Source organism: Campylobacter concisus (assembly GCF_002914195.1).
In the GTDB taxonomy this organism is placed as follows: Bacteria; Campylobacterota; Campylobacteria; order Campylobacterales; family Campylobacteraceae; genus Campylobacter_A; species Campylobacter_A concisus_M.
In genome coordinates this window covers 135,185-148,642 of record NZ_PPAU01000090.1, presented here as the reverse complement: position 1 = coordinate 148,642, position 13,458 = coordinate 135,185, and the positions used below count along the sequence as shown (strand labels likewise).

The following is a 13,458-nucleotide window of genomic DNA, read 5'->3' as shown; positions in this document are numbered from 1 at the left end:
CTTTTACGCCACTATCGCTAAATTTAGCTCATCAAGCAAATTTTCAAAGCCATCAAACAGCTCTTTTGCCCTACAAATTCCGCCCCTATCGCCTAAAAACTCCTGTATATCATTTGCGTTTAGGCAAGAGTTGGTAACGATAAAATCTTTAATAAGACGCAAAAACTCAAGCTGTTCGGTACTAAATTCCAAACCGCGCTTTTTTTGCCTGCCAAGCCAAAGCTCAAAACGTGCGTTTGCAACCGAGCTAAATTCGACTAGCTCCGCGTCTTTGCCGATAGCAAATTTTACAAGCTGGATTAAATTTGTTAAGCACTCGGTAATACTCACCTTTTTTACTTTTACTCTCTCTTTTTGCACCACAAAAAATGCCTCCCAAATTTGCTCAGGGTATAAAAGCGAACTTTTTAGCGCGTTATCTAGCTCTTTGATTAGCGCATATGTGAGCGGTGCGCGCTTGTAGCTCGCGCTGTAGATGATGCTAAGGGCGTCTAGCTCATCCTTGTGAGTATCTATAAAATCCTTGAAATTTGCTATTAGCTTGTTTGCTTTTTCTATGCTAAATTCCGCGATTAGCACTTCATCTGTCGATACTAAGTCGATATATATTTTTGATTTTGCGCTAATATCAACCAAAAGTGTCCGTAAAGAGGGCGAATTAAACGGCTTTACGGCGCTATCTTTAAGAGCCGTTATCTCATCGTCACTTTTACTGCAAATTTTATCAGGATCTAGAGTGTCTAAAATTTCGTTGGCTATGTTTGATAGGGTTTTGCCGTCGATTAGGGCTTTGATACGATCTAGATCATCTTTATCCGCGTTTGCTTCTATTCGCACGATTCTGCCCGCTAGGCTTGAGAGAGTATCATCGCTTATATCGCCTTTTGCGACGTTTTCTAAAAGCTTTTTAAGGCTTAAGCTCTTTTTTCTTTCAAGCGGAGCGGAAAGGCTCTTTTTACTCTCGGTAACACCGACCGCGTCTATGATGTAAAATTTATCCTTTGAAGTAGCATTTGGAGTGATGGTTTGCAAGTCGTTTGGATTTATGGTCCTAACGCCGCGTCCTTTCATCTGCTCATAGTAAATTGACGATTTTACATCGCGCATAAAAATTATAACTTCAAGCGCTTTTATGTCCGTGCCTGTAGCTATCATATCGACGGTTACGGCTATGCGAAATTTCGGATCTACTTTAAAAGCTTTTATTAGGCTTTCCGGGTCTTGGTTGCCGATATTGTAGGTTATCTTTTTGCAAAACTCATTTCCTTCGCCAAAAACTTCTCTTGCGTATCTTGTGATATTTTCTGCGTGATTGTCGTCTTTGGCAAATATCAGAGTTTTTGGGACGAAATTTGGCTTGCGGTTGGGGAATAGCTGAGTAAAAATGGCGTTTTTATAGCACTCTAAAATGGTTATGATCTGATTTGGCGATAAAACCGAGTAGTCAAGCTCTTTTGAAGAGTATTCCATATCTTCGTCTAGGCTTTCGTATCTTTGCTCTCTTGTTCTTTTATCCATTACAGGCGTTTCTCCTGCCTCTATAACGCTTCCGTTTTCGCCTATTTTTGTTCTTATCCTAAAAATTTCGCAATCAACATTTATCCCATCGGCGATCGATCGCTCAAGTGGATAATACGAGACTAAATTTTTATTAAAATAGCCTAGCGTCTGCTTTGATGGCGTGGCGGTTAGTCCTATCAAAAATGCATCAAAATACTCCAGAACCTGTCGCCACTCGCCATAAATACTCCTGTGACACTCATCAACTACGATAAAATCAAACGTTTCGATCGGGAGCTTTGGGTTATAGACAATCTCTTTTAATTTTAAAGGCTTGGTTTCAAAGGCCGAAATTTCCTCGTCTATTTCGCTATATTCGGCCTCGCCTTGAAGTATAGAGTATAGCCTTTGGATGGTGGTAATAACTACTTTTGCGTCTTTGTCGACACTATTTGAGCTTAAATGCTGAACTATATAGACTTCGCTAAATTTGCGATTTTCATCGTTTAGATGGAAATTTTCAAATTCTTTTTTTGTCTGTTTGCCAAGATTATTTCTATCCACTAAAAACAAAACTCTTTTTGCGCCTGCAAATTTGATAAGTCGGTAGATAAAATTACAAGCAGTGTATGTTTTGCCTGCGCCAGTTGCCATTTGCACAAGTGATCTGGGCTTTAGCTCTTTAAGAGAACTTTCCACTGAAGCGATCGCCTCAAACTGGCAATCTCTTAAATTTGCCCTTGAAAGTGCTGGTAAATTTTTAAAACTATTTCTCAGAGTATCGCTAACTTGCAAAAGACTATTCAAAAATTCGGGCTTATGAAACGCAAAAACTCGCCTTGAGCGCGAAGTCTCATCGCGCAAATCCGTAAAATAAATCTCTTTTGCATTACTCTCATAGATAAATGGCAAGGGAAGCGTGTGATATCTGACGCTATTTGGTAGGTTGTTTGCATATAAATTTGATTGATTTTCTATACCGCTTAGAGAGATCCCGCTCTTTTTAGCCTCTATAACGCCGCAAGCTTTGCCATCTACAAAAATCAAATAATCAGCCTTGTTTCCATCTTTCATCACAAATTCACGAACAGCTACTCCAAGAGCCGCAGTCCTATCAAATTCGCTCATGTCTTGGATAACAAAACCAGCACTTATAAGCAACTCATCAATATCTACTCTTGCAATATCTTCGGGATTCATTTGACAACTTCTTGTTTAAAAATAAGGTAATTATATCCAAAGCATTCCTAATTTTTTATACATTGTATTGCTATTTTAAGAGTATTCTATATGTGTTAGGACTTTTAAAAATATGGTAATAAATGGCTCCGGATGCTGGGTTCAAAAATATATAATTCTTAAACACTCCAAAATATTCTATAAATCCCTAAAATACGCCATTTAATAGCTTAAGTATACTCTAAGTTACACTAGAATATCATGCATTTTTATAAATTTTGGGAACAAATAGGGAACAAATTTAGGGGGTATTATGGCAGGAAAACTTAAAAATTACAACTCATCATTCGGAGTCAAATAAATACCCGGGAATTTTCTTTAATAATCTAGCTAGCGGCGACGTAGTTTTTTATATGAGAGTTACACTTGAGGGTAAAAAGGCAAACGTCAAAATCGGATCGAAATCCGAAGGTGTAAATATAACCTACGCATATAACAAAAAGAAAGAATTCGACGCAAAGCAAAGAAACGGAGAGCTTCCCGATAGCATATCCAAGAAAATAGCTGCCAAGAATAACAAAAACTCGCTTAAATTTGATGAGATCGCAGACGCCTTTTTTAATTTTAAACTAGAAAAAGAACCTGATAACGCCATCAATATAAAAGAGCAAAGGCGAGATTATGAAATTTACCATAAGGATAAGTTAGGCGGTCTAGCCACGACGCAGATAACGCCCGAGACGATAAGCGAGCACCATAAGGATATCTCTCAAATCATCTCTCCTAAAACCAAACGTAAATTATCGCAATCTCGCATAAATGCCATAATGGGTATAGTTAGGACGATTTTTAATCACGCTATAAAAAATGACCTTATCGATCATATTAGCCCGTACAAAATAGAGCTAAAAAAAACCAAACAACAAGTGAGAAAGGTTTTTGGAGCTTATCGAGATAGAACTTTTACGCAAAGAAGTAGCGGGCAAGAAAGACTTCGCCCTAGGGCTGTTTGTTGAGCTTGCTTTATGTACGGGAGCTAGAGTAGAAGGAATTTTAAATATCAAGAAAAAAGATTTGTCGCTATCTACTAAGTCTGTTACCATGAGCGATTTAAGACAAAGAGCACGTATACAGGGTTTTTAAGCAAAAGGGCGTTAGAAATGATAAATCAAATTTATACCGCCCTATCCCCGAACGACTTTTTAGTAAATAAACCCAAAGCCACTATCCAAAACGTCTTGCAGCCGTTATTAAATAAGCTCTTTAATCAAAATTTAGATATAAGCGACGCAACCAATAGAGTAGTTATTCATACGCTTAGGCATACGTTCGCTTCGCATCTCGCCATAAAAGGCACTCCGATACTAACGATAAAAAAGCTGATGAATCACTCCGATATCAATCATGCTCTAAGATACGCTAAACTAATGCCCGATAGCGGAAGGGAGATGGTGGAGACGTTGTATGAGTAGGTTTATATCAAGTCGTTTATTCAGCAATAAGCATATAAAACAAACTGCATTTTATATCATATATGGCACAATAAGACTTAGTCGCATAAAATGGTTACGATGCGGAGCGTAAAATTTGCAAACGAAGCCATAAAAGATGAGTTCTTGGAGCTGCCGACCGGTCTCAGGCAAAGAGGTTATAAAATGTTCGAGCTCTTAGAGGCTAGGGGTAATACCTTAGGGGAGCCGTACACCAAAAGCCTAAATGACGGACTATTTGAGATACGTATAAAGTCGGATGAAGGTATAGCTAAAAGCATATATTGTTATGAAATCGGCAAAAGGATAATAATCCTGCTAACTTTTGTCAAAAAAACGCAAAAAACGCCAAAAAGCATACTAAATTTGGCGGAACAAAGATTAAGGGAGTTTAAAGATGGGAACCGTTAATTTTAGAGAAGTTTTAAAAGAAGAGCTAAAAAATCCGGAATTTAAAGCGCAATACGATGCGTTAGAGGACGAATATAAAGCCATAGAAGCTTTAATAGACGCCAGAAGCGAAGCTGGGCTAACTCAAAGCGAGGTAGCTAAAAGGATGGGTATAACCCAATCAGCCGTAGCTAGAATAGAAAGCGGGGCGTATAATATCAAGTATAAAACATTCTTTAACTACATAAAAGCTTGCGGTAAAAGAGTGGCGATAGTGTAAGTAAGATTAATTATCTAGCAAATACTCAAGTCAATACAGGAGAAAAAATATTAAGCTTTGTCGATTCTCAAGACAGGGTTCTTGCGGATACGATAGTTAAGATTTGGAAAAATAAGGCTCTTATAACATTGATGATTAAAATTGTATTTTAGCTAAATATAGTAAATTTACAAGTCAGTAAAGGGCAATACCACTAAACAACAATGAAAATTTATAAATTTATATTTTAAGTTATTCTTAATACTCTTAAACAACATTTAACAAAAATAAATATATAATTCAAAATTTAAAATATTTTTAAAAGTTATAAAATAAACATGGGTAGAAATTTAGAGATTGATCGACTTCGAGCCGTTGCTGTACTTATGGTAATATGGGCACATATAGATATATTATTTTTTAATCAAGTTTCTTGGTATCCCGATATAAGACAATACACTATGGGCGAAAATGGCGTCATGCTATTTTTTGTTATATCTGGTTTTGTTATAAGCAAAACACTTATAAAAAGTATTGACAAGGCAAAGTTTGAATCAAAGAGTATAAAAAATGTCATTATATCGTTTTTTATAAAAAGACTAACAAGAATAACTCCTATGGCTGTTTTATGGATCATCATAACCTTGCTTTGCACTGCATTTTTAAATAAATCAAATGTTTTTGGCTATATGGAGTATAACATAAGGGGGGGGGCGGCGGCGGCTCTAAATATTTTTAATTTCTACAATACCTATTATGACCATGGCAAAAGCATATTTGGTGTTTATTGGACTTTATCAGTCGAAGAGCAATTTTATATCATATTCCCATTTTTCTTAATTTTATTTACCAATATAAAATTAAGAATTATTTTATTACTTATCACATTATATTGCGTTGTATTTGTATTGCCTTTTGAGCTTTTTAGTATAATAAGAGCAGAAGGTATAATTGCTGGCATACTTTTATATTTGATATTTGATAGGAATGTAGATAAAACGAATTTCTATCTATCAAAGTTAGGTGGAAAAGTTTTTTATAATCTTGCAACCATAGCATTAATTTTTATTTTATTTGTTGTATGTAGGTTGTTAAATTCCCATCATACTTTTATTGTTACATCGCTACTTTCATCTAGCTTTTTGGTATTTCTAGCTATACAAAACAAGGGCTATATTTTATCTTATTACATAATCTCTGGATTTTTAGATTGGGTTGGCACTAGATCTTTTTGTTTATATTTGGCCCATACCATATATTTTAGAGCATCGTTTGCTTTTTTATATGATACTCCATACAATACCCCTATATGGCGTTCATTAATTAGTATCGTACTTACAATATTTGTGACAGAAATTTTTTATAAAATAATAGAAGAGCCAATAAGAAAATATGGGCGCAATTATACAAAGAAGCATTATAGCTAATAATAATTATATTTTTTATGTTTTACCATAGTGTTTGAAATTATTATTGATATACTTTTCGAACCTAGCTTGCAAAGGGCTAAATTACTATGATCTTAATGTTTGCCTTATGGCTTCACTAAAAAATCAAACTAAGATACCACATCGCTTCGCAGCCTTACTTCACACTAACAAGTCTAAGCTATGTGTTGCTTTATTTTAAAAATGGGGCTTTTATTAAAACAAAGCTTCGTCCATTTGGGCTGGTTTTTCTAACCCCATCAGCTTTAACACCGACGCGGCGATATTGTTTAGACCGCCCGCTTTTACCGCCTTTACGCCCTCACCCATCACTAAGCAAAATACATCAAAAGTCGTGTGATTGGTTAGCAGATTGCCCTGCGCGTCCTTCATCTGCTCGCAGTTGCCGTGGTCGCTCGTGATGATTAGCGCGTAGTTTTTCTCTTTTGCTTTTGCTACGATGCGCCCCAACGCCGCATCCACGGCCTCGACCGCCTTAACTGCCGCGTCAAATTCGCCAGTATGGCCGACCATATCGCCATTTGCGAAATTTACTACTATAAAATCCTGTCCGTCCTCCATCCCTTTTAGCACTGCTTCGCACACGGCCTGCGCGCTCATTTCAGGCTTTTCGTCGTAGGTTTTTACTTTGGGGCTTGGCACCAGCACTCTCGTTTCGTTTTGTGCGAGCTCCTCGACGCCGCCGTTAAAGAAAAAGGTCACGTGCGCGTATTTCTCGGTCTCGGCGGTGTGCAGCTGCGTTAGGCCCGCGTTTGCGACGACTTCGGCAAGGGTATTTTTTAGCTTTTCGTTTTCAAATAACACGGGAAAGGCGAAATTTGCGTCGTATTCGGTCATCGTGAGTAGATTTTTGACGACGAACGGACGCGCGAATTTGCTAAAATTTTCATCGCCCAAAGCCGCCGCGATCTCGCGCACGCGGTCGTTTCTAAAATTTATAAATATCACGCCGTCATTTTCACCGATACCCTCAAATCCGCCAAAGCTAGCCGGCACGATAAACTCGTCCGTCACGCCCGCCTCGTAGCTTTGCATGACGTATTCTAGCGGCGATACGGTTTGCGTGTTTTCTCCTTGCATCATCGCGTCGTAGGCTGTTTTCACGCGCTCCCAGCGTTTATCACGGTCCATCGCGTAAAATCTACCGCTAACACTAGCCAGCTTAAAGCCTTTATTTTGCGCCTTTTCTTGCAGCGATTTTATGAACGCCAGCCCGCTTTTCGGGCCTACGTCGCGCCAGTCGGTTATCGCGTGGGCAAACACCTCGCAACCGTTTGCGACCGCAAGAGAACACATCGCGCCAAAGTGGCTCATGTGCGAGTGCACGCCGCCGTCTGAGTAGAGTCCGACGACGTGAACGCGTTTGCAAGCTTTAAATAAATTTAAAAGCTTTTCGCTTTTGGCTAGCGAGCCGTTTTCAAAACCGAGCGAAATTTTTACCAAATTTTGATACAAAACCCGCCCACTGCAGATACACATGTGCCCGACCTCGCTGTTTCCCATCTGTCCGTCAGGTAGGCCCACTGCCAGGCCCGAGGTTTTTATGAGCGTATTTGGCCGTTTTAAACAACCAGTCGTATGTGGGCTTTTTTGCCGCTGCAAACGCGTTAAATTCACTACTTTCATTATATCCGATGCCGTCTGTGATCACCAAAATAGTTTTTTGCGCCATTTTTAAATTTTCGCCTTAAATTTAGATATTTTTTAACGGCATTATACTAAAATTAGTTTTTTTAAATAAAGGCTTTTATGTTTTACTATATTTATGAATTCTCAAATTTTAATATCTTTCAGTACATCACCGTTCGCGCGGGATTTTCGTTTTTTATCGCATTTTGCTTGACCGTTTGGGCGCTGCCCAAATTTATCGCGTGGGCAAAGGCCAAAAACGCCGCCCAGCCCATCTACGAGCTAGCTCCGCAAACGCACCAAAAAAAGGCCAAAACGCCGACACGATGGGCGGGCTGGTCTTTATCGGAGCCGCACTTCTTGCTAGCGTGATTTGCGCGCGTCTTGATAACGTCTTCGTCCTTGCTTCGCTGATCTGTCTAGCGGGCTTTAATTTTAAAATTTGTACTAAAATATCAAATAAAAAAACAAAAGTAAATTTCCCTATAAACCAAAATTTACTTTAACTTAATAAAAAATAATAGCTTCTAATTCTATCATACAGCCTTAGAATTTGATACCATTTATCATAATATTAAGGACAAATAACCCCTACATAGGACAATATGTTAATACTTACTTAGCAAACTCAAATGAGTTAGCTGTAAAGTCTTGACAGACGGCCTATATTTTTCTTTGGTCAGGCAAAAAGAAAAATATAAAAACTTAGACGAAACTTTATCGCTCGAAAATGATTTTTCGTCGATAAAAGGTCTAAGTTTTCATATAAAAAGCCCTTAATGAATATAATTAAGGGCTTTTTATATACGGTCGGCGTGTTTGAGTCATACACGAGCCATATAACAGTAAAATACGGCTTGATAAAAATTAGTTTTTTTAACTTGACTCTATAATATAAATTTCCTTCTCGGTCTTACGTCAGGCCGCAAATTATATTTATAATTTTTCAAGATTTAACCTACATATGCGGCAAGTTATGTGCGATCTAATTCTAGCCTTATACTATTTTTAGTATTCCTTCATTTCTTATATAAATAATAGATAATGATAAAATCTTAGTCAAAAAATATCTTAAGATATATGCTAAATTCGCATATATAAATCATCATCGGATACCGATAAAAACGTGCTAAAAAGCGTTTAAGTTTTTGCTTGATTTAAGCAAGATTTCACTACAATCAAATCTTAAATTTAGATTTTCAGGCTATCATTTCGCAAAAATTAAGGAAAATCATGCAACCTATTTTTACGACCCAAATCACCAAATTTAAAGGCGCGCAAAAAAGCGCCGTAGATGATATTTTGGTGCGCGAGATCAAGCTTGAGATCTACATAAACGGCAAGCGTTTCGGTGCGCTCATGGCGACTCCGACCGATCAGGAGGCACTAGCTGTAGGCTATCTCATCAGCGAAAATTTGATCGCAAGCCCTGAGGATATCGAGAGTATAGAGCTCTCAAGCGACGCTATAAGCGTGCGGGTAAAGGCTAAAATCAACGAAAAGCGCCTCGAGCAGTTTGACGAGGAAAAGGTGATAATCAGTGGCTGCGGACGCAGCTCTACGGCAAATATCGATCCCGAGGCTATGGCGGCGCGCTCTATAAAGGCCGACGTCAAATTTAACAAAGACGAAATTTTGCGCCAGATGGGGCAGTTTTACACACAGTGCGAGCTTTACGAGATGACGGGCTGCGTGCATACGGCCAAGCTTTTTGTTAGCGGCGAGCAGTTTTACATCGGCGAGGATATCGCTCAGCACAACACCATAGACAAAGCCGTCGGCAAAGCTATACTAGCTGGCTCGCAGCTACAAAATTCGTTTTTGATGGTGAGCGGGCGCTTGAGCTCCGAAATGGTAGCAAAAGCCGTTATGCACGGCATTCCAGTGCTCGTCTCGCGTACGGCTCCTACTAGCCTAGGCGTCGTGATAGCGCGTAAATTTAACCTCACGCTGTGCGGCTTTGCGCGCGGCGAAACCATAAACGTGTATAGCGGCGCGGAGAGAATCTATGAGTGAGCAAATCCGCGAACTGATAACAAAACTGCTAAATCCAAAGGGCAGGCTGGACTGCGGCGCGGCGTTTAAGATCGCCGCAAAGCTAGGCGTAGAGATCGGCGAGGTTGGCGACGAGGCTGAAAAAATGGGCGTAAAGATCGACAACTGCGAGCTAGGGCAGTTTGGCGGGCTAGAAAACGGACGCGGTAAATACACCGTTATGACGCAGCTAAAACAGATGACCGACGAAAAGGGCAGAATACTGTGCAAAGACGCTAGAGACGCGGCTGCGGGCGTGGGGCTAAAGACGATCCGCGGGGCGCTAAAAGACTATAAAATCGACGTAAAATACTGCCAACTGGGGTGTTTTAAGGAGAAGAAAGGAAAAAAGATGAGAGTAAAAACCAAAACCTGGATAGAAAACGACGAGGGCGAGCTGATCTTCGGTAAGGGCAAAACCGAAGTCCTAGACGTCATCGCCGAGGTCGGCTCGATCTCAAAGGCCGCCGAAATCCTAGGCATGAACTATAAAAAATGCTGGAATCATCTGCAAATTTTGCAAAAAAATCTAAAAGAGGAGCTCTTTACCACCAAACAAGGCGGCGGCGAAAACGCAGGCACGACGTTAAACGAGCGCGCGCATGAGCTCATAAACGCCTATAGGCAGCTACAAAACGATATCGAGGACTTTGCGGATAAGCGCTTTAAGGAGTTGTTTCTGAAAAAAGACGGTGAGAAAAAAGACGCGAGCAAAGACGACGCAAACGATAAAAATAAATAAAACCACATCAAATTTAAGGGAGAAAAAATGTACGTAAAACTAAACGATAGGGTCTATCTAAACAAAGACAAGATCACGCGTATCAAGGTAGATAGCGTCCAAGACGGTATCAGGATTCGCTTCTACGAGGGGCAAAATCAGGTCGCTAAAAGCGGACGCTTCGAAACTGAGGCAAAAGCTATCGAGTGGCTAGAGAAAAATTTTATAAATAAATAATAAAATGGTCGTGAGCCTCTGCGGCTCGCGATTCTCTGCTTTATTAAGTTAAATTTGCCGCTTTGCGGTTAAATTTAGCTTGCTCAAATTTAATCTCCAAATTTACTAAATCATTTCCACAGCAAAAGCCCGAAATTTGCGAAAATTTACTATAATTACTGTATCAAATTTAAAGAGTAAAAAATGGCAAATTTAGACGAAATAAGAAAAAATATCATCCTAAAACCGGGCGTGCATTATTTTGATTTCGCGGCTTCCGGGCTTGCTTATGAGCCCGTAGAGCGCGAGATAGCAGATGTTCTCAAAACCTACGCCAACACCCACTCCGACAGCAGCTCCAGCGCCATCATCACGCAGCGGCGCTACGAGGGCGCGCGAGAGAGCCTAAAAAAGCTGCTGGGGCTTGACGAGCGGTTTTATCTCATCGCCTGCGGACAGGGCGCGACGGCTGCGATCAAGAAATTTCAGGAGATACTGGGCATCTATCTGCCGCCTGCGACCAGAGGCGCGATCGGCGAGGCAAATTTACGCGCCGCGCAGCTTCCGCTCGTGCTCGTTTCGCCATACGAACACCACTCAAACGAGCTTAGCTTTCGCGAGGGGCTTTGCGACTACCTGCGCGTGCCGCTTAGCGAGGGCGGAGAGATCGATTTGCTCGCACTTGAACGCATCCTAAAGCTAAACTCAGCACGCCGCATCATCGGCTCGTTTAGCGCCGCCTCAAACGTTACGGGCGTCGTCAGCGACTACAAAAAAATCAGCAAGCTAATCAGAGCCGCGGGCGGGATCGTGGCCTTTGACTGCGCGGCGCTCGGCTCGCACGCAAATTTAGACTGCGATCATTTTGACGCGATTTTCCTCTCACCGCATAAGTTGCTAGGAGGGCCTGCTAGCTGCGGGCTTTTAGCGATCAAAAAGGAGCTACTTAACAGCGACGTGCCAACCTTTGCCGCGGGCGGGACGGTCGCCTACGCTAGCCGCGAAGGGCACGTATTTTTGAAAAATCCCGAGCAGCTAGAGGAAGGTGGTACGCCGCCTATTATCGGACTCATGCGGGCAAATTTGGCTTATGCGCTGCGAAACGAAGTGGGCTTCAAGCAAATAAAAAGCACCGAGGACGAGCTCGCGCGGCTTTTTGAGAGCGAGCTAGCAGGCATTGACGAGATCATAAACTACGCTCCAAAGGGCGCGCCGCGGCAGCCGATAATTTCCTTTAACGTGCGCGGCGTTTCGGCGTATGATTTTGCAGCGAGCCTTAGCAACGACTTTGGTATCCAGACGCGCGCGGGCGTGATGTGCGCTGGTCCGTACGCTCACGATCTGCTTGGTATCAAGGAGGGGCGCATGCCCGAGAGCAAGCCCGGCTTCGTGCGCGTGAGCCTGCACTACACACACACCGAGCAAGACGTGCTATATCTAGTTGGCGCGATAAAATCTTGCATCAAAAAACACCGCGAGCTTTGGGGCGAGGAAAAGGCGATGTATGAGATGTTCGGCGGAAAGATTTAAATTTAAGCGGGTTAAATTCAGCTCGCGAAAAGGTCAAATTTTAGCAAATCAAAAATACGCGATCAAATTTGATTAAATTTAAAAACTAAAAAGGGTAAATTTAAGAAAGAAAAAGGGCGCAAAGCGCGCCCGAATCACGCAAATTTAAACCATAAATTCGACTCAAATTTGCGCGTAAATAAAATTAGTTCTTGCGAGTATTCGCATCAGGCGTGAAAAGCGGCTTATTTAGCAGCTTAAAGTCGCCGATAAATTTCTGACCCTCTTCGCTCGTCGCCCACTCTATAAATTTATTTGCGTTTTCGATGTCGGCCTTAGCGCAGTGCTTCGGATTTACCGCGATTAGCGAGTAGAAGTTCTTTAGGTCGTTGTCGCCCTCGTTGATGATGACCATCTCAGGCGCGCCTTTTTTGGTGTCCTCGTACTTGATGTAGGTGCCACGGTCGGTGAACGTCACGCCCTTTTGCTCGGCTGCAGCGTTGATGGTAGCTAGCATGCCTTGGCCGGTTTGCATATACCAGCCGTCTTTTTCAGGCACTTCGCCGATGATTTTTTTCCAGATACCTTTTTCTTTGTTGTCAGTGCCTGATTTATCGCCGCGAGAGAAAAATTTGATATTCTCTTTTTTGATCAGCTCAAAGCTCTCTTTTATGTCTTTGCCTTTAAATTTATCGGCGATAGATTTATCGGCGATAACGACGAAATCATTGTACATTACGGCTTTTCTCTCGACGCCAAAGCCTTTTTCTACGAATTCTTTCTCAACTTTTGGCGAATGCACGAAAAGTATGTCCGCATCGCAGTTTTCGCCAAGTTTTAAAGCAGCGCCCGTGCCTACGGCGGTCCATTTGATATCGACGCCGGTTTTTGCCTTATACGCAGGGTAGATCGCGTCTAGTAGCCCCGTGTTATCGGTGCTGGTGGTGGTAGCCATGATGAGTTCGCTATCGCCCGCAAACGCCAAAACGCTCGCGATTAGCGAGCATAATATTACTTTTTTCATTTTTCTCCTTTTTTAAAAGTATGCTATTATAGCATATTAAATTAACCATATAAACATAC

10 protein-coding genes and 3 pseudogenes are annotated in these 13,458 nt (G+C 41.2%); 10 read left to right on the top strand and 3 right to left on the bottom strand.

The window, feature by feature from the left end:
* Window positions 1-3 precede the first annotated feature (3 nt).
* Window positions 4-2,700 (bottom strand): DEAD/DEAH box helicase family protein, encoded by a 2,697-nt coding sequence (locus CYP28_RS02960; protein WP_103593024.1) that lies wholly within the window; start codon window positions 2,698-2,700, stop codon window positions 4-6.
* A 392-nt stretch (window positions 2,701-3,092) separates the two neighbouring features.
* On the opposite strand from CYP28_RS02960, the gene CYP28_RS10295 reads away from it, so the two are divergent.
* From CYP28_RS10295 to CYP28_RS02940, 5 genes and pseudogenes are all read left to right on the top strand, one after another.
* Entirely contained in the window at window positions 3,093-3,695 is a 603-nt protein-coding gene (locus CYP28_RS10295; RefSeq protein WP_180997952.1) for a phage integrase SAM-like domain-containing protein, read from the top strand.
* Window positions 3,696-3,794: 99 nt separating this feature from the next.
* Window positions 3,795-4,151, top strand: a pseudogene (locus CYP28_RS10290) (tyrosine-type recombinase/integrase); the annotation flags it as partial.
* Window positions 4,152-4,241: 90 nt separating this feature from the next.
* The gene (locus tag CYP28_RS02950; protein ID WP_242047003.1) at window positions 4,242-4,580 is read left to right on the top strand and encodes a type II toxin-antitoxin system RelE/ParE family toxin; all 339 of its coding nucleotides are present in this window, start codon (window positions 4,242-4,244) and stop codon (window positions 4,578-4,580) included.
* Window positions 4,567-4,839 carry a helix-turn-helix domain-containing protein gene (locus tag CYP28_RS02945; RefSeq protein WP_087576737.1) on the top strand — a complete coding sequence of 91 codons (273 nt, stop codon included), beginning with the start codon at window positions 4,567-4,569 and terminating at the stop codon, window positions 4,837-4,839. The genes CYP28_RS02950 and CYP28_RS02945 overlap by 14 nt, the downstream gene beginning before the upstream one ends.
* 317 nt (window positions 4,840-5,156) lie before the next feature.
* On the top strand, window positions 5,157-6,245 hold the full coding sequence (locus CYP28_RS02940) for an acyltransferase family protein (RefSeq protein ID WP_103593022.1): 1,089 nt from the start codon (window positions 5,157-5,159) through the stop codon (window positions 6,243-6,245).
* Window positions 6,246-6,461: 216 nt separating this feature from the next.
* Here CYP28_RS02940 and gpmI read toward each other — a convergent pair.
* Window positions 6,462-7,938 (bottom strand): annotated as a pseudogene (gene gpmI / locus CYP28_RS02935) (2,3-bisphosphoglycerate-independent phosphoglycerate mutase).
* A gap of 77 nt (window positions 7,939-8,015) precedes the next feature.
* On the opposite strand from gpmI, the pseudogene CYP28_RS02930 reads away from it, so the two are divergent.
* The 5 genes and pseudogenes from CYP28_RS02930 to CYP28_RS02910 all read left to right on the top strand — a co-directional run.
* Window positions 8,016-8,326: pseudogene (locus CYP28_RS02930) on the top strand (phospho-N-acetylmuramoyl-pentapeptide-transferase); the annotation flags it as partial.
* An 802-nt stretch (window positions 8,327-9,128) separates the two neighbouring features.
* Window positions 9,129-9,911: a formate dehydrogenase accessory sulfurtransferase FdhD gene (fdhD, locus tag CYP28_RS02925; protein WP_103593021.1), complete on the top strand. Its 783-nt coding sequence runs from the start codon at window positions 9,129-9,131 to the stop codon at window positions 9,909-9,911.
* Window positions 9,904-10,671 carry a winged helix-turn-helix domain-containing protein gene (locus CYP28_RS02920; protein ID WP_103593020.1) on the top strand — a complete coding sequence of 256 codons (768 nt, stop codon included), beginning with the start codon at window positions 9,904-9,906 and terminating at the stop codon, window positions 10,669-10,671. Before fdhD ends, CYP28_RS02920 begins: the two co-directional genes overlap by 8 nt.
* Window positions 10,672-10,698: 27 nt before the next feature.
* Window positions 10,699-10,887 (top strand): hypothetical protein, encoded by a 189-nt coding sequence (locus CYP28_RS02915; RefSeq protein WP_002951016.1) that lies wholly within the window; start codon window positions 10,699-10,701, stop codon window positions 10,885-10,887.
* A gap of 183 nt (window positions 10,888-11,070) precedes the next feature.
* Window positions 11,071-12,396 carry an aminotransferase class V-fold PLP-dependent enzyme gene (locus CYP28_RS02910; RefSeq protein ID WP_103593019.1) on the top strand — a complete coding sequence of 442 codons (1,326 nt, stop codon included), beginning with the start codon at window positions 11,071-11,073 and terminating at the stop codon, window positions 12,394-12,396.
* A gap of 184 nt (window positions 12,397-12,580) precedes the next feature.
* Here the strand turns inward: CYP28_RS02910 and tupA are convergent, their stop codons facing one another.
* The gene (gene tupA, locus CYP28_RS02905; protein ID WP_103593018.1) at window positions 12,581-13,399 is read right to left on the bottom strand and encodes a tungstate ABC transporter substrate-binding protein TupA; all 819 of its coding nucleotides are present in this window, start codon (window positions 13,397-13,399) and stop codon (window positions 12,581-12,583) included.
* Between the last annotated feature and the right edge of the window lie 59 nt (window positions 13,400-13,458).